Origin of the sequence: Curtobacterium sp. USHLN213, assembly GCF_037144815.1 — a bacterium.
Classification (GTDB): Bacteria; Actinomycetota; Actinomycetes; order Actinomycetales; family Microbacteriaceae; genus Curtobacterium.
On sequence record NZ_JBBCYQ010000003.1, the window covers coordinates 248,247 to 265,368 of the forward strand.

Genomic DNA, 17,122 nt, shown 5'->3' on the forward strand with positions numbered 1-17,122 from the left:
CTCGACCGCTCCACTAGGGTAGGGAGTGTGGCTGAGAGTACGCGATTAGTGGACCTCGTGTCGGCGCGGATCGATCGAGCGCTGGACGACCAACGGGAACGGCTCGCAGCGATCAGTCCGGACCTGGCTCCGTTCGACCAGTACGCGCGGGATCTGCTCTCCGGGGGCAAGCGGTTCCGGGCCCTGTTCTGCTACTGGGGCTGGCAGTCCGTCGCGGGGCGGTCGGGCTCGTTCGACCCGCTCGGCGAGGGGTCCCGGCAGACCACGGCCGAGGCGATCGTCACGGTCGCGGCCGCGCTCGAGATCTTCCACGCCGCGGCGCTCGTCCACGACGACATCATGGACCGCTCGGACACCCGTCGCGGGCGTCCTGCAGCGCACCGCCGGTTCGAGTCCCTGCACGAGGAGTCGGGCTGGGTCGGCGACCGGGCGCTCTACGGCACGAACTCGGCGCTGCTGCTCGGCGACCTCCTGCTCTCCCTGAGCGACTCGGTCTTCGACGAGGGGCTCGCCCTGCTCGACCCCGCGCGGGGCCGCATCGTCCGCCAGGAGTTCCACACCATGCGCCTCGACGTCACGGCGGGGCAGTACCTCGACGTGCACGAGGAGACCGCCTGGCCGACCATCGACGAGGACGAGCACCTCGTCCGGGCCCAGCGCGTCATCGTCTTCAAGTCCGCGAAGTACTCGATCGAGGCCCCGCTCGTGATCGGTGCCCTCGTGGCCGGGGCATCGGACGCGCAGCTCGAGGGGCTCCGGGCGTTCGGCCTCCCCCTCGGCGTGGCGTACCAGCTCCGCGACGACATGCTCGGCGTCTTCGGCGACCCCGAGGTCACCGGCAAGCCCGCCGGCGACGACCTGCGCGAGGGCAAGCGCACCGTCCTCATCGCCTCGGCCCGCAAGGCGTTGCCGAGTGGCCCGCGCCAGTTGCTCGACGAGCTCCTGGGCGACCCGGACCTCGACGAGGCGCAGGTCCAGATGCTCCGCGCGACGCTCACCGAGTCCGGTGCGGTCGCCGCCGTCGAGCGGTCGATCGAGCGGCACGTGCAGCGCGCGAAGGCCGCGATCGAGGCGGCACCGCTGACGCCGTCGGCGCGCGAGCAGCTCGTCGCGCTGGCCGACACGGTCAGCCGCCGCTCCGCGTAGACGCCCCCACCTGCATGCCAGGAGGCACGGTGCGGGCTGGCACCGCGCCTCCTGGACCCGACGTGGGAACCGCTAGAGCAGCGACTGGGCGATGCGCCGCACCTCGGCCTTGCGGCCGGCGCGCAGCGCGGCGATCGGCGAGGTGCCCATCGCGTCGTCGACGGAGAGCATCCAGCGCACGGCCTCGTCGTCGGTGAACCCGTTGTCGGAGAGGACGATGAGCGTCCCGCGGAGCTCCGGCAGGGGCTCGGTGTCGTCGAGGAACTCGCTCGGCACACGCAGGACGCCGTCGATGCGCGCGGCCAGCAGCGTCTTCTGCTCGAAGAGCCGGTGGACGCGTCCGGGGCTCACCCCGAGCAGGTCCACGAGGTCGGGGACGGTCAGCCATCGCTCGGAAAGGGTCGTGTCGTCGATGGGTGCAGCACTCACAGGCCCCATGTTGCCAGAGTGGGACGGGGCGTCACACCGACTCGTTCGTCACATTCGTCACACACGCAACATCCGACTCTCTGGTTGACTTGGGAATCACGCCATGCCAGCGTGGGAACACCTGTGAGTGCGCACGCACGTGCACCGGCTCACCGCTCGAACAGGAGACACCGTGGACAACGCTGCAGACGAAGACGCCCGGCGCGCACGATCCGCCCGGTTCGCGACCATGCCCATCGTCCTCGCGGGGACGATCGCGGTGACCGCCGGACTCACCGGCCCGGTCGCCCACGCCGAACCGCGCCACGACGACGACAACCGCAACAAGCGGCACGTCGACGAGGACCACACGGTGACCGATCGACCGGTCTTCGAGACCGCGGTCGCCCGTCCGTCGCAGACCACCGTGACCACGGTCGCCGCCGTCTCGACGAAGGCGCCCACCACGGCTGTGCCCACGAACTACACCGTCCGTCAGGGCGACACCGTGTCGGGCATCGCCGCCCGCTACGGCCTGTCCGCGCAGGAGGTCCTCGTGCGCAACGGCCTCGGCTGGAACACGATCATCCACCCCGGGCAGACGCTGCACCTCTCCTCGACGCCGGCGGTCAGCACGGCGTCGGCGACGACCTCGGCCACGGGCAGCTACCACGTCAAGCAGGGCGACACGGTGTCCGGCATCGCCTCGCGCGTCGGTGTGTCGACCACGGCGCTCCTCAGTGCGAACAAGCTCTCCCAGCGCTCGGTGATCTACCCCGGGCAGACGCTGCGGGTGCCGACCGCGGGTGCGACGGCAGCGCCGGTGGCGGCGGTCGCGTCCGCTCCGGCCTCCACCTCCGGCAGTGCGTCGTCGGCCCGGGCCGGCAGCGTGAAGATCGGGACGGGTGACACCATCGCCTCGATCGCGGCCTCGCACGGCGTGACGGTCTCGGCGCTCCTCTCGGCGAACGGGCTCACCTACACGAGCACGATCTACGCCGGCAAGACGCTCGTCCTGCCGTCGTCGGGCCCCTCGCTCTCCGCCGAGCAGCGGGGCAACGCGGCGACGATCGTGGCGGTCGGCCGCTCCCTCGGGGTGTCCGACCACGGGATCGTCATCGCCCTCGCCGCGGCGATGCAGGAGTCGAGCCTGCGCAACCTCTCCCACGGGGACCGCGACTCGGTCGGGCTGTTCCAGCAGCGGCCGAGCCAGGGCTGGGGGTCCGCTGCGGCCCTGCAGGACCCGGCGACGGCGGCGAAGCGGTTCTTCACGGGCAACCCCGGGCACACCCGCGGGCTGCTCGACATCGCCGGCTGGTCGTCGATGAACGTCACGACCGCGGCGCAGGCCGTGCAGGTGTCGGCGTACCCGAAGGCGTACGCGCAGTGGGAGAAGACCGCGCAGAGCCTGCTGGCGTCGCTCTGAGCCTGGCCGCCGGGCCGTCGCGCGCGCTCGCACGCCCGTCCGTCGGGCCGTCACGCGCGCTCGCGCGCCTGGCCGCTCGGCGGAACCGAGTCATCCGCAAGATCGAGATTCGGTCACGACCGGAGCGTCAGTGCGGGTCCGTGCAGTCCCGATTCGTAGAATGCCGCCGATGACCACCAACGCCGCCACGGATCCGATGATCGGTCGCATGATCGATCACCGGTACCGCGTACGCTCCCGCATCGCGCGCGGGGGCATGGCGACCGTGTACCTGGCGACCGACGTGCGGCTCGAGCGACGCGTCGCGATCAAGATCATGCACGGCCACCTGGCGGACGACCAGGCCTTCCGGGAGCGCTTCATCCAAGAGGCCCGGTCCGCCGCCCGGCTCTCCCACCCGAACCTCGTCGGCGTGTACGACCAGGGCGCCGAGGACGACACGGCGTACATCGTCATGGAGTACATCCCGGGCATCACGCTCCGCGACCTCCTGCAGGAACACCACGCACTGACGCCGGAGCAGGCGACCGACATCCTCCGGGCCGTCCTCGCCGGGCTCGCCTCGGCCCACCGCGCCGGCATCGTCCACCGCGACCTCAAGCCCGAGAACGTCTTGCTCGCCGACGACGGCCGCATCAAGCTCGGCGACTTCGGTCTCGCCCGCGCGACCACGGCGAACACCGCGACCGGGGCGGCCCTGCTCGGGACGATCGCGTACCTCTCCCCCGAGCTCGTCACACGCGGCGCCGCCGACTCCCGCAGCGACATCTACGCGCTCGGCATCATGCTCTACGAGATGCTCACCGGCGAGCAGCCCTACAAGGGCGAGCAGCCGATGCAGATCGCCTACCAGCACGCCAACGACTCCGTCCCCGCGCCGAGCGCCGCCGTCGCCGGGGTCCCGCCGGAGCTCGACGACCTCGTCGCCTGGTCCACCGCCCGCAACCCGGACGACCGGCCGCGCGACGCCCGCGAGATGCTCGACCACATGTCGGGCGACCAGCAGCGTGCCACCGGTCAGTACCGCACCGCCGTGCTGCGGCCCGAGAACGCGACCGCGATCATCCCCGCCGGGTCCGCGACGCCGACCTCGGCGGACTCGGGCGACGCCACCACCATCCTCGAACCGGCCCAGCGCTCGTCCGGACAGCAGCCCGGTGGTCGCGCGGGCCGGAACGCCCCGGGGCCCCGACGGACCGGGTCGCAGCCGGGGGCGCTCTCCCCCGCCGGACAGCGACTCGCCGACAAGTCGACCAAGCGCCGCAAGCGCGGGTGGATCATCCTCGTCGTCGTCCTCGTGCTCATGGCGATCGGTGGCTCGATCGGCTGGGCGCTCGGACCCGGGCCGTGGGGCAACGTCCGCATCCCCGAGGTCACGGGCAAGTCCGTCTCGCAGGCACGACAGCTCCTCGAGGCGCAGGGCCTCCACACGGCGTCGTCGACCGCGACCCGCTTCGACGCCGTCGTCGCGAAGGGCCAGGTCTCCACGACCAAGCCCGCCGCCGAGCGCGAGGTCCGCAAGGGCACCTCGGTGCAGATCGTCGTGTCGAACGGCCCGAAGATGATCGCCCTGCCGGCCATCGTCGGGCAGCCGCTCTCCACCGTCACCGCGGCGCTCGACGACGACTTCCAGCTGCAGGACGACCAGTACCAGTTCTCCGCCGACGCCCCGAAGGACACCGTCATCGCCGCGACGGGTCTCGGCACCGACGGCGAGACGATCGACCTCTCGACGGTCGAGACCTACGGCGAACGCGGCCCGGTGACGCTCACGGTCTCCCTCGGCGCGGTCCCGGACGTGGTCGGCAAGTCCGTGAGCGACGCCACGGCGACGCTCGACACGGTGGGGCTCACGCTCGGCTCGCAGGACGGCCAGTTCAGCGACGACGTGCCCGAGGGGCAGATCATGTCCGCGAAGGCCCAGGACGACCCCGTCGTACGCGGCTCCGCGATCGACGTCGTCGTGTCCAAGGGTCCGGCGCCCATCACGCTGCCCGATGTGCACGGGAAGACGATCAACGACGCCACCTCGACGCTCGACGCGCTCGGGCTGAAGGTCTCGGTGCCGGACTGCACGAACATCCTGTGCGGCTTCTACGACTGGAAGGCCTCGCTCCCCGTCGAGTCCACCGACCCGGCGGCGGGTACGACCGTGCACCGCGGCGACACGATCACGCTCGCCTACAAGCAGTAGGCGCACCGCGCGGCGGCGAGTCTCGGCCCCGCGGACAGTTCCGCGCCCTCGCGCGGCCCGAACTGTCCGCCGGGCCGAGTCTCGGGCCAGGCCGCAAGCGCGTGACGGACGGGAGGGGCGGTGCGGGCTGGCACCGCGCCTCCCGTCCCACGGTCGTGGCGACCACTGCGCGAAAGCGACGGACGTGCGCATCGCGACGCAGCCCGTGCCGCTGAGGCGACAGGGTCCCGCGGAGGTTCCGCGGGACCCTGTCGCTTTCGCACACCGCGACCGCCGGCGGCGCGGCGAGACTGGGCCCGCACGACGGGGTCACGAGCGCGCGACGGACGGGAGGCGCGGTGCGGACTGACACCGCGCCTCCCGTCCCACGGTCATGGCGACCACGGCGCGAAAGCGACGGACGTGCGCATCGCGACGCAGCCCGTGCCGCTAAGGCGACAGGGTCCCTCGGAGACCCCGCAGGACCCTGTCGCTCTCGCGAATCGCTGGCGCGCTACGCGCTACGCGCGCACGTGCGGGTGGGCGCCGAGCTCCTCGGCGACCAGGAACGCGAGCTCGAGCGACTGCATGTGGTTCAGCCGCGGGTCGCACAGGGACTCGTAGCGGGTCGCGAGGGTGGCCTCGTCGATCTGCTCCGAGCCGCCCAGGCACTCCGTGACGTCGTCACCGGTGAGCTCGACGTGCATGCCGCCCGGGTACGTGCCGACCTCGCGGTGGGCCTCGAAGAAGCCGAGGACCTCGTCCACGACGTCGTCGAACCGACGGGTCTTGTACCCGGTCGGCGTCGTCAGGCCGTTGCCGTGCATCGGGTCCGTCACCCACAGCGGGTTGGCGTCCATGCCCTTGATCGCCTCGAGCAGCTTCGGCAGCTCGTCGCGGATCTTGCCGGCGCCCATGCGGGTGATGAACGTGAGGCGCCCCGGCTCGCGGTTCGGGTCGAGCTTGTCGACCAGGGCCTTCATGTCGTCGACCGAGGTCGTCGGGCCGAGCTTGACGCCGATCGGGTTCCGCACGCGGGACAGGAAGTCCACGTGGGCGCCGTCCAGGTCGCGGGTGCGCTCACCGATCCAGATGAAGTGTCCGGAGGTGTCGTAGGCGAGCCCGGACCGCGAGTCGATCCGGGTCATCGGGCGCTCGTAGTCCATGAGCAGCCCCTCGTGCGAGGCGTAGAACTCGACGTGCTTCAGCTCGTCGAAGTCCGCACCGCAGGCGTCCATGAAGCGGATCGCGCGGTCGATCTCCTTCGCGAGGTGCTCGTACCGGGCGTTCGCCGGGTTCGACGCGAAGCCCTTGTTCCACGAGTGCACCTGGCGCAGGTCGGCGAACCCGCCCTGCGTGAAGGCACGGACGAGGTTCAGGGTCGACGCAGCGGTGTGATAGCCCTGCACGAGGCGTCGGGGGTCGGCCTGGCGGCTCTCCGGGGTGAAGTCGTAGCCGTTCACGATGTCGCCGCGGTAGGCGGGCAGCGTGACGTCGCCGCGGGTCTCGAAGTCGCTCGAGCGCGGCTTGGCGAACTGCCCGGCCATGCGGCCCATCTTGATGACGGGCATCGACGCACCGTAGGTGAGCACGACGGCCATCTGGAGGATGGTCTTCACACGGTCGCGGATCGAGTCCGCCGTGGCGCCGGCGAACGTCTCGGCGCAGTCGCCGCCCTGCAGCAGGAACGCCTTGCCCTGGGCCGCCGACGCGAGCCGTTCACGCAGCTTGTCGACCTCGCCCGCGAAGACGAGCGGGGGCAGCGTGGCGATCTCGGCCGAGGCGGCCTCGGCCGCGCTGGCGTCCGGCCACGTGGGCTGCTGCTTGATCGGGAGCGTCCGCCAATAGTCGAGGCCCTCGATCACGTCCGGATCCTGCAGGGCGACGAAGTCGGTCGACTCGAACAAGGGTGGTACCTCTCGAAGGGATGGCCGTCCGGGCGGATGCCGGAACCATCGAATCCTAACGTGCCGAGGTGCCCCGCCCATTCCGCGTGACCTTGCCGCGGAGGACCTGCTCGCGCGCCGTGCTCGCACGCTCCTTGACACTCGTCGCGTAGACGTCGACGTACTCCTGGCGGCTCAGCCCGGCGAGCTCGTGCATGACCTCGTCGGTGACGCTGCGGAGGATGAAGCGGTCGGTCTCGAAGCCCTCGAAGCGGGAGAAGTCGAGGGGCTTGCCGAAGACGACGCCCACGCGCTTGAACTTCGGGAAGCGCTGCCCGATCTGCTGCACCTCGCGCGTGCCGACCATGGCGACCGGGACGACGGTGACGCGCCCCTCGAGGATCATGCGGGCGATGCCGGTGCGGCCCCGGTAGAGCTTGCCGTCCGGGCTGCGGGTGCCCTCGGGGTAGATGCCGAGCTGCTCACCCCGGGCGAGGACCTGCAGGCCGGTCCGGAGCGACGCCTCGGACGCCTTGCCGCCGGAGCGGTCGATGGGGAGCTGGCCGATGGCGTTGAAGAACGTCTTCGTCGCCCAACCCTTGAGCCCGCGACCGGTGAAGTAGTCGCTCTTCGCCAGGAACGACAGCCGGCGGTCGAGCACGGCGGGCAGGATCACCGAGTCGATGAACGAGATGTGGTTGGACGCGAAGATCACCGGCCCCTTCGCGGGGACGTGCTCACGACCGACGACCCACGGCCGGAAGAGCGTGAGGATGAGCGGCCCGAGCAGGAAGTTCTTCAGCAGCCAGTAGGTCATCGTCGACTCCGAGACGGTGGGGTGGTGCGACCCTACGCCGTGCGGGCGTGGATCCGAGCGAGGTCGGCCGCGCCGACGACACCGGCGTCGTTGACGAGCTCGGCGATCACGAAGTCCGGCTCCGGGTGGTAGCCCCGGGCCGGCAGGTTGTTGAGGTAGGCCTGCTTGATCGGGTCGAGCAGCCGGTCCCCCGCACTCGCGACGCCGCCGCCGAAGACGAAGAGCTGCGGGTCGAGCACGGCGGACAGCGAGGCGCAGGCCTCGCCGAGGTGCCGACCGAGCCGCCGCAGGGCCGCGAGGGCCCCCGGGTCGTCGGCCAGGATCAGGTCGCCGACGATGTGCCCGTCGAGCTCGCCGCCGTTGGCCGCACGCGCGTCGGCGAGGGCGGAACCGATGCCGCCGGCGTCCGCGACGTCGTTCGCCATGCGCTGCAGGGCACGACCGGAGCCGTACTGCTCGATGCAGCCGCGGGCGCCGCAGCCGCACGGGAGGCCGTTCGGCACGATCCGGAGGTGGCCGATCTCGCCACCGGTGCCGAAGCCCCCGCGGAAGAGGCGGTCTTCGGTGACGATCGCACCGCCGACGCCGGTCCCGATCGTCAGCATGGTCATGTCGGACACGAGCCGTCCGGCACCGAAGCGGAACTCCGCCCAGCCCGCCGCGTTGGCGTCGTTGTCGACGGTGATGTGCAGGTCACCGATGCGCTGCTGCAGCTTCTGGCGCAGCGGCTCGTTCCGCCACCGGATGTTCGGCGTGTAGTAGACGATCGACTGCGAGGCGTCGATGAAGCCCGGCGCGGCGACGCCCACCGCGCTGACCTCGTTCGCGGCGCGCAGTCGCGAGACCATCGCGACCACGTCGTCGAGCATGGCGTCCGGGTCCGCAGCGTTGGTGGCCACCCGGTCCTCGGCGACGATCTCGCCCAGTTCCGTGACGACCGCTCCCGCGATCTTGGTGCCCCCGATGTCGATTCCGATGGCGTGCACGAGGAACGAGCCTACCGGTTCCCTGCGTCCACACGGAACGCTCGACACCGCGCCCTATGCTGGCGGTGTCGCCTCGACGATGAGGCGCACTCGAATCGAACCGGCCGACAAGGGAGTCACCGTGAACGATCAGCGGCACCCAACACCGATCACCGCACCCGACCACGGCTCGGCTGCCCGACTGCTCTCCGAGCGGGCGCGGGCGACACCGGACCGTCCGATCCTCGCCGAGCGCCGCGGCGACACCTGGACCCCGATCAGCGCGGCCGACGTCGAACGTCGGGTCCGCGGGATCGCGAAGGGCTTCGTCGCCGCAGGCCTCGAGCCCGGCGCGCACGTGGCGATCCTGTCGCGCACCCGCCTCGAGTGGACGCTCGTCGACTTCGCCGTGTGGACCGCCGGCCTCGTGTCGATCCCGGTCTACGAGACCAGCTCCCCCGACCAGGTGCGCTGGATCCTCTCCGACTCCGAGGCCGTCGCGATCGTCGTCGAGCAGGAGGAGCACGCCCGCCGTGTCGCGTCGATCGCACCGGACCTGCCGCACCTCGGCCAGCACTGGACGATCGACGGCGGCGGGCTCGACGACCTCGTCCGCCTCGGCGAGGACGTCACCGACGCCGAGCTCGACGCCCGCACCGTCGACGTGCACGGCCACGACGACGCCACGATCATCTACACCTCGGGGACGACGGGCCGGCCGAAGGGCTGCGTGCTCCGGCACGACAACTTCACCGCGACCGTGGAGGGCGCGTCGGAGGCGATGCCCGAGGTCGTCGCCGACGACGCCTCGACGCTGCTGTTCATCCCGATGGCCCACGTCTTCGCCCGGTTCATCGCGGTGATGTCCGTCTCCGCGGGCGTCCTCGTCGGCCACGAGCCGGACACGAAGGACCTCATGCACGCGGTGTCGACGTTCAAGCCGTCGTTCCTGCTCGCCGTCCCGCGCGTGTTCGAGAAGATCTACAACTCCGCCGAGCAGAAGGCCGACCTCGGGGGCAAGGGTCGGATCTTCCGCGCCGCAGCGAAGACCGCGGTCGCGCACTCCGAGGCCCTCGCGAGCGGGAAGGTCCCGCTCGGGCTCGCCCTCCGGTTCAAGCTCTTCGACCGGCTCGTCTACGCCAAGCTCCGCGACGCGATGGGCGGCCGCGTCCGCTACGCCGTGAGCGGCTCGGCACCGCTCTCCCCGCGGCTGTCGCACTTCTTCCGGTCGATCGGGGTGCTCATCCTCGAGGGGTACGGCCTCACCGAGACGACCGCTCCCGCGACCGTGAACCGCGCCGGGGAGCTCCGGATCGGCAGTGTCGGCCGCGCGCTCCCGGGCGTCGAGATCCGGATCGCCGAGGACGACGAGATCCTCATCCGCGGCGTCGACGTCTTCGACCGCTACTGGCGGAACGACGAGGCCACCGCGAAGGCGCTCGTCGACGGCTGGTTCCGGACCGGCGACCTCGGCCGGCTCGACACCGACGGCGTCCTCACCGTGACCGGCCGCGCCAAGGAGCTCATCGTCACCGCCAGCGGCAAGAACGTCGCACCGGCACCGCTCGAGGACGGCATCCGCGAGCACCCGCTCATCGGACAGGTCGTCGTCGTCGGCGAGGGCAAGCCCTTCGTCGCCGCCCTCGTCACGCTCGACCGGGACATGCTCGCCGGCTGGTGCGAGACGCGCGGGATCACCCCGGCGCTCACCGCGCACGAGGCCGCCTACGACGAGCGGGTCCACCAGGCCGTGCAGGAGGCGATCGACGCCGCCAACCAGCGCGTCTCACGTGCCGAGTCGGTCCGGTCGTTCACGGTGCTCGACACCGACCTCACCGAGGCATCGGGGCACCTCACGCCGAAGCTGACGATCAAGCGCGCGGTCGTCCTGAAGGACTTCGCCGCCGACGTCGAGCACATCTACTCGGGGTCGAAGGTGCAGACCATCGCGACGCCCGTCGTCGAGGGTCGCCGCCGCCGGGGCTAGGTCCGCGACGCGTGCCAGGAGGCGGGGGGGGGGGGGGGGGGGGGGGGGCCGCGCCCCCCCCCCCCCCCCCCCGCCTCCTGTGCGTCACCCTGCGCGCGGGGCGCGACCCGTGGTCGCGTCCGCCCGCGCGCTCAGCGCTCCTGCGGTTGCTGCGTCTCCGGGGCGTCGAGGACGGCCGTCGAGGAGGTCGTGACCTGGACCTCGGTGGGGCGACGGTTGGTGCGGGTGCGGTGCGAGCTGAGCTCGTCGTTCTGTGCGGTCATGGGGATGTCCTGGGGGTGTGGGAAACGGTGTCGGTGGGAAGCCGACGGCGATACGGTACCTCTTCGTCAGGACAAAGCGACAATCCCACGTTGGGGTGTCACCACGGCGTTCACGGAACGCGGACGGTCCGGCATCCGAGGTCGGTCTCGGGCATGCCCGAGCCGGCGCCGACGGCGGTCGTGCAGAGGGTGTGCGACCCGCTCGCCAGCGGGACCGCGAAGCGGTAGCCGGAGCCGATCGGCGCGTCCGGGTGCACCTTCCGGACGTCGTTCCGGGTGAGGCCGGTCGTGCCGGTCGCGAGGACCCGCCCGGCCTCGGCGACGCGGATCGTCAGCGGCCGGGTCGTGTCCGGGTCGTAGGCCCAGCCCGCGACCGTGACCCCCGTCGCGGTGGCCGCCGGTGCCTGGTCGTGCCCGCGCGGGTCGTGGGCGCCCACCGGGGCCGCCGACATCCGGACGGGCGCCGCGGAGGTGCTCGTCGCGGTCGAGCCGTCCGGGTGCCGGAGCGTGACGGTCGCGTGGTAGCTCCCCGCCGGCAGCGTGCCGAGCACGAACGGCACGCTGTTCGCACCCTTCGCCACGGCCACGCCGTCCACCAGCACGCGCTTCGTCGTCGTGCCGTCGCGCGTCACGGTGACCTTCGCGGTCGTCCCGGCGGTCCAGGCGGCGTCGTGGAAGCCGATGCGCGTCCACCCGTTGGCTGCCGGGTCCGCGCGGAGGTGGAACGACTTGAGGTGCCAGACGGCGGCACCGCGGTCCTCGTTCGGGTCCCAGCGGAGGCTCGCGACGACCTGCTTCCACCCGGGGCTGCCCTTCGGCATCGTCTCGTCGAGGGGGTTCGTCGCCGCGAGGTCGATGCGGTTCTCGCCCGACTCGTTCGGGCCGACCGGGGTGGCGTTGGCGCCGGAGAAGGTCAGGACGTCGTTGCTGACCTGCAGGCCCTTCGCGCCGCGCACCGACCACACCAGGCGCGCCATCTTCCCGCCGCCGGGGGCGTTGCGGAGGTCGTAGGCGCCGTCGTACGACATCGACCAGGACAGCCAGTGGTACTGCTTGCCGTCGAAGGCCGACACCGGGAAGACGACCTCGGGGTCGCGCACGATCGGGCCGGCGTTCTGCGCGGTGAGGCCGACGGAGCTCCAGCTGCGGAACCGGGCGTTCTTCAGCGTGACGCCGCGCCCGGCGACGCCGTTCGTCAGGACCCAGGAGCGCCCGCGCTGGACGGCGGCGAGGTCCTTGCCCTGGTCGGGGTTCGGGCTGTCCACGACCGCGATCGGTCGGGCGACGACCCGGAAGGTGCCGTAGTCGCCCGCCGGCAGGGCGTCCTGCGGGGCGGACCCGCCGTGGAGCCGGGTCCAGTCGATGCTGACCTTCCCGCTCGGGCTCTCGCCGGTGTGGACGACGATCGGCTGCACGCGGAGCAGCGTCGGCTTCGAACCGGTCCAGGGGACGTGCCCGCCCATGACGGACTTGCCGGTGAGGTCGACGTCGACGACGTGGTTCCCCTTCTCGACCTTCGCCGTCACGCCGCCCATGCAGCTGAGCGATCGTGCTGCGCAGGTGAACCAGCTGATCGCGATCTGCCGGCCAGCGTACGGCTGGTCCATCGAGACGGAGAGGTGCGTGTAGCGCTTCGTGTCGATCGGGTGGAGGGCGCCGTCGCGGCCGTAGGGCAGCGTGCCGGGCATGGTCTCGACCGGGGAGAAGTAGGTGGAGCGCTCGAGGGTGCCGATCAGGTGGCCCTTGCTGATCGAGTAGCGGCCGTAGCCGACGCGGTCGGTGTTCTGGTCGGCGGTGTTGCTGTAGTCCCAGGGGTCGCCGAAGGTCTCGGTGGCGTAGTCGGGCGACTCGGTGTAGGTCGGCACGCTCGCGGCGGTGGCGGCTTCGGCCGGCGCGGTGGTGGCCGGGCCGACGGCGGTGGCCGCGGCGACGCCGAGGACGCCGAGGACGGCGACGACGGCGCGGCGGGCTGGTCCCTGTGTCATGGTGCTCCCCTGGTCGACGCGGTCACCGTACCCAGGAGTGCGCACGCACCTCACCCCCGAGTCAGGGTGCCGCCCGACCGAGGGTGGGCACTTCGGAGGACTAGTGGAACCAGTCCTGCGCGCGGATGTCGCGGAGCGCCTGGCGGCGGATCTCCGGGTCGAGCGTCATCACGTACACGGTGCCGTCGAGGTGGTCCACCTCGTGCTGGAGCGCCTCGGCCATGAGCCCGGTGCCCTCGAGCACGACCTCGGCCCCGTCGACGTCGACCCCGCGGACCTTCGCGTACGGGTACCGGCGCGTGGGGTACGACAGGCCGGGGACGGAGAGACAGCCCTCGTCCATGAGCTCCGGCTCCCCCGACACCTCGACGATCTCGGGGTTGAGCACGTAGCCGACCTCGCCGTCGACGTTGTACGAGAAGGCGCGCAGACCGACACCGATCTGGGGAGCGGCGACGCCGGCGCGGCCGGGCTCCTTGACGGTGTCGACCAGGTCCTGCACGAGGTCGCGGATGCCCGCGCTGCCGAGCGCGTCTGGACGGATCGGGTCGGCCGGGGACCGGAGGACGGGGTCGCCGAACAGGCGGATGGGACGGACGGTCAATTTACTGCAGCACCACCAGGAGGTCGCCGGCGTCCACCTGCTGGGTCACCGGGATCGCGAGTCGGCCGACGGTCCCCGCGACGGGTGCCGTGATGGCCGCTTCCATCTTCATCGCCTCGATGCTCGCCACGGCCTGTCCGGCCTCGACGACGTCACCGACGGCGACCTTGAGCGTCACGACACCGGAGAACGGTGCCGCGACGTGCTTCGGGTCGGTCTTGTCCGCCTGCTCGGCGGCCTTGGTCTCGACCTCGATCGAGCGGTCGCGGACGTACACCGGGCGGAGCTGCCCGTTCATCGTCGCCATGACCGTGCGGACGCCGCGCGCGTCGGCCTCGCCGATCGCCTCGAGCCCGACGAACAGGTCGACGCCCTTGCCGAGCGGCACGACGTGCTCCTGCTCGGGGCGCAGGCCGTACAGGTAGTCGACGGTCGGGACGACGGACAGGTCGCCGTACTGCTCGCGGACGCGCTCGAACTGCTGCGTCGGCTGCGGGAAGAGCAGGCGGTTGAGGGCCTGTCGCCGTTCGGGACCGGGGGTGTCCAGGTGTGCGCGCTCGGCGTCCGGCACCGGCGTGATCTCGAGCCGGACGTCGCGGCCCGCGAGGACCTTCGACCGGAAGGGCTCGGGCCAGCCACCGGGGAGGTCGCCGAGTTCGCCGGCCATGAAGCCGACGACGGAGTCCGGGATGTCGTACTTCTGCGGGTTCTGCTCGAAGTCGACCGGGTCGGCGTCCACCGCGGCCAGCTGCAGCGCGAGGTCCCCGACGACCTTCGACGACGGCGTGACCTTCGTGGGGCGGCCGAGGATCCGGTTCGCCTCGGCGTACCAGTCCTCGACCTGCTCGAAGCGGTCGCCGAGCCCGAGCGCGATCGCCTGCTGGCGGAGGTTCGACAGCTGACCGCCGGGGATCTCGTGCTTGTACACGCGGCCCGTCGGACCCGGCAGGCCCGACTCGAACGGCGCGTACGCACGACGCACGGCTTCCCAGTACGGCTCGAGGTCGCCGACGGCGTCGAGGGAGAGCCCCGTGTCGCGCTCGGTGTGCGCCAGGGCGGCGACGAGCGCGGACATGCTCGGCTGGCTGGTCGTGCCGGCCATCGGCGCGGCGGCGACGTCCACCGCGTCGGCACCGGCACGGGCCGCGGCGAGGAGCGTCGCGAGCTGACCGCCCGCGGTGTCGTGCGTGTGCACGTGCACCGGCTGGTCGAAGCGCGCACGCAGGGCGGTGACGAGCCGCTCGGCCGCGCCGGCGCGGAGCAGGCCGGCCATGTCCTTGATGCCGATGACGTGCGCACCGGCCTCGACCATCTGCTCCGCGAGGCGGAGGTAGTAGTCGAGCGTGTAGAGGTCCTCGGACGGGTCGAGGAGGTCGGCGGTGTAGCAGAGCGCCGCTTCGGCGACGGCCGTGTCGGTGGCGAGCACCGCCTCCAGGGCCGGACGCAACTGGCTGACGTCGTTGAGCGCGTCGAACACGCGGAACACGTCGACACCCGTCGCGGCCGCCTCGGCCACGAACGCGTCCGTCACCTCGGTCGGGTACGGCGTGTAGCCGACGGTGTTGCGTCCGCGGAGCAGCATCTGGATCGGGATGTTCGGCATCGCCTCGCGCAGCGAGGCGAGCCGCTCCCACGGGTCCTCGCCGAGGAAGCGGAGCGCCACGTCGTAGGTGGCACCGCCCCAGGCCTCGACGCTGAGCAGCTGCGGCGTGAGTCGGGCGACGTACGGAGCGACCGCGACGAGGTCCTTCGTGCGCACACGGGTCGCGAGGAGCGACTGGTGGGCGTCGCGCATCGTCGTCTCGGTGACGGCGAGCTCGGTCTGGCCGCGGAGCGCCTTCGCCCACTCGGCCGGACCCAGCAGGCGGAGGCGGTCGCGCTGCCCCTCGGGGACCGGGGCGCCGAGGTCGATCGTCGGCAGCTTCTCGCTCGGCTCGACGGTCTGCGGGCGACGCTCGCCGTTCGGCTTGTTCACCGTCACGTCGGCGAGCCAGTTCAGCACCTTCGTGCCGCGGTCCTTCGAGACGTGGCCGCCGAACAGCTGCGGGCGCTCCTCGATGAACTTCGTCGAGATGTCGCCGCGGTCGAAGTCGGGGTCCTCGAGCACGGCCTGCAGGAACGGGATGTTCGTGGAGACGCCGCGGATGCGGAACTCCGCGAGGGCGCGCTTCGCCCGGGCCACCGCCGCCGGGAAGTCCCGCCCGCGGCAGGTCATCTTCGCGAGCATCGAGTCGAAGTGCGGGCTGATCTGCGCGCCGGTGGCGACCGTGCCGCCGTCGAGGCGCACGCCCGCGCCACCCGGGCTGCGGTAGGTCGTGATGCGACCCGTGTCCGGGCGGAAGCCCTGCGTCGGGTCCTCGGTGGTGATGCGTGTCTGCAGGGCGGCGCCGTGCACGCGGACGCTGTCCTGCGACAGGCCGAGGTCGCCGAGGGTCTGTCCGGCGGCGATGCGCATCTGCGACTGGACGAGGTCGACGTCCGTGACCTCTTCGGTGACGGTGTGCTCGACCTGGATGCGCGGGTTCATCTCGATGAAGACGTGCTGGCCCGCACGCTCGCCCTCGGTGTCGAGCAGGAACTCCACCGTGCCGGCGTTCACGTACCCGATCGACCGGGCGAAGGCGACGGCGTCGCGGTGCAGCGCCTGCGCGATCGCCGGGTCGAGGTTCGGCGCCGGCGCGATCTCGACGACCTTCTGGTTCCGGCGCTGGACCGAGCAGTCGCGCTCGAAGAGGTGGATCGTGCCCGCGTCCGTGCCGGTGGCGTCGGCGAGGATCTGCACCTCGATGTGGCGCGGACGGATGACGGCCTGCTCGAGGAACATCGTCGGGTCGCCGAAGGCGCTGTCGGCCTCGCGCATCGCCTCTTCGAGGGCCGCACGCAGCTCGGGCTTCGTCTCCACCCGGCGCATGCCACGGCCGCCGCCACCGGCGACGGCCTTCGCGAACACCGGGAACCCGATGGCGTCCGCGCCGGCGAGGAGTTCCTCGATGTCGCGGCTCGCCGGGGTGCTCGCGAGGACCGGGACACCGGCCGCGACCGCGTGTTCCTTCGCGGTGACCTTGTTGCCCGCCATCTCGAGCACGTGCTCGCCCGGGCCGATGAACGTGATGCCCGCGGCGGCGGCAGCGGCGGCGAGCTCCGGGTTCTCGGACAGGAAGCCGTAGCCCGGGTAGATCGCGTCGGCACCCGACTCACGTGCGACACGCACGATCTCGGAGACGTCCAGGTAGGCACGGACGGGATGTCCGCGCTCCCCGATCAGGTAGGCCTCGTCCGCCTTGAGGCGGTGCAGGGAGTTGCGGTCCTCGTACGGGTAGACGGCGACGGTCTTCGCCCCCAGCTCGTACGCGGCCCGGAAGGCACGGATGGCGATCTCGCCACGATTGGCGACCAGGATCTTGCTGAACACGAGGTCCCTTTCAGCCCGGGTTGAGGTGAGACAACCCTACTGGCGGTAAC

The 17,122-nt window shown here is 71.7% G+C and carries 12 protein-coding genes; 4 read left to right on the top strand and 8 right to left on the bottom strand.

Going from position 1 to position 17,122, the window contains the following annotated elements; genetic code table 11:
- Nucleotides 1–27: 27 nt before the first annotated feature.
- Nucleotides 28–1,146 (top strand): polyprenyl synthetase family protein, encoded by a 1,119-nt coding sequence (locus tag WFH25_RS05745; RefSeq protein ID WP_070418645.1) that lies wholly within the window; start codon nucleotides 28–30, stop codon nucleotides 1,144–1,146.
- A gap of 72 nt (nucleotides 1,147–1,218) precedes the next feature.
- Here the strand turns inward: WFH25_RS05745 and WFH25_RS05750 are convergent, their stop codons facing one another.
- Nucleotides 1,219–1,575, bottom strand: coding sequence for an Rv2175c family DNA-binding protein (locus tag WFH25_RS05750; protein WP_336697075.1), 357 nt, complete (start codon nucleotides 1,573–1,575; stop codon nucleotides 1,219–1,221).
- A 229-nt stretch (nucleotides 1,576–1,804) separates the two neighbouring features.
- On the opposite strand from WFH25_RS05750, the gene WFH25_RS05755 reads away from it, so the two are divergent.
- Together WFH25_RS05755 and pknB are read left to right on the top strand one after the other, a co-directional pair.
- The gene (locus WFH25_RS05755) at nucleotides 1,805–2,980 is read left to right on the top strand and encodes a LysM peptidoglycan-binding domain-containing protein (RefSeq protein ID WP_442892402.1); all 1,176 of its coding nucleotides are present in this window, start codon (nucleotides 1,805–1,807) and stop codon (nucleotides 2,978–2,980) included.
- Nucleotides 2,981–3,149: 169 nt separating this feature from the next.
- Nucleotides 3,150–5,174, top strand: a complete 2,025-nt coding sequence (gene pknB / locus WFH25_RS05760) for a Stk1 family PASTA domain-containing Ser/Thr kinase (protein WP_336697077.1) — start codon at nucleotides 3,150–3,152, stop codon at nucleotides 5,172–5,174.
- Between the two features lie 500 nt (nucleotides 5,175–5,674).
- On the opposite strand, the gene WFH25_RS05765 is transcribed toward pknB, so the two are convergent.
- The 3 genes from WFH25_RS05765 to WFH25_RS05775 form a co-directional block, all read right to left on the bottom strand.
- Nucleotides 5,675–7,018 (bottom strand): class II 3-deoxy-7-phosphoheptulonate synthase, encoded by a 1,344-nt coding sequence (locus tag WFH25_RS05765; RefSeq protein ID WP_092387865.1) that lies wholly within the window; start codon nucleotides 7,016–7,018, stop codon nucleotides 5,675–5,677.
- A gap of 97 nt (nucleotides 7,019–7,115) precedes the next feature.
- On the bottom strand, nucleotides 7,116–7,856 hold the full coding sequence (locus tag WFH25_RS05770) for a lysophospholipid acyltransferase family protein (protein WP_070418642.1): 741 nt from the start codon (nucleotides 7,854–7,856) through the stop codon (nucleotides 7,116–7,118).
- 32 nt (nucleotides 7,857–7,888) lie between these two features.
- On the bottom strand, nucleotides 7,889–8,842 hold the full coding sequence (locus tag WFH25_RS05775) for an ROK family glucokinase (RefSeq protein WP_070418641.1): 954 nt from the start codon (nucleotides 8,840–8,842) through the stop codon (nucleotides 7,889–7,891).
- Between the two features lie 121 nt (nucleotides 8,843–8,963).
- Here WFH25_RS05775 and WFH25_RS05780 point away from each other — a divergent pair, with 121 nt between their 5' ends.
- Entirely contained in the window at nucleotides 8,964–10,808 is a 1,845-nt protein-coding gene (locus WFH25_RS05780) for an AMP-dependent synthetase/ligase (RefSeq protein WP_336697078.1), read from the top strand.
- Nucleotides 10,809–10,939: 131 nt separating this feature from the next.
- Here the strand turns inward: WFH25_RS05780 and WFH25_RS05785 are convergent, their stop codons facing one another.
- The 4 genes from WFH25_RS05785 to WFH25_RS05800 form a co-directional block, all read right to left on the bottom strand.
- Complete coding sequence (locus tag WFH25_RS05785; protein ID WP_258027649.1) at nucleotides 10,940–11,071, bottom strand: hypothetical protein; 132 nt, start codon at nucleotides 11,069–11,071, stop codon at nucleotides 10,940–10,942.
- 110 nt (nucleotides 11,072–11,181) lie between these two features.
- Nucleotides 11,182–13,056 (bottom strand): hypothetical protein, encoded by a 1,875-nt coding sequence (locus tag WFH25_RS05790; RefSeq protein WP_336697079.1) that lies wholly within the window; start codon nucleotides 13,054–13,056, stop codon nucleotides 11,182–11,184.
- A 100-nt stretch (nucleotides 13,057–13,156) separates the two neighbouring features.
- A complete protein-coding gene (locus WFH25_RS05795; protein WP_070418638.1) occupies nucleotides 13,157–13,660 on the bottom strand; it encodes a peptide deformylase in 504 nt (167 codons plus the stop codon).
- 1 nt (nucleotide 13,661) lies between these two features.
- Entirely contained in the window at nucleotides 13,662–17,072 is a 3,411-nt protein-coding gene (locus tag WFH25_RS05800; RefSeq protein ID WP_336697080.1) for a pyruvate carboxylase, read from the bottom strand.
- Between the last annotated feature and the right edge of the window lie 50 nt (nucleotides 17,073–17,122).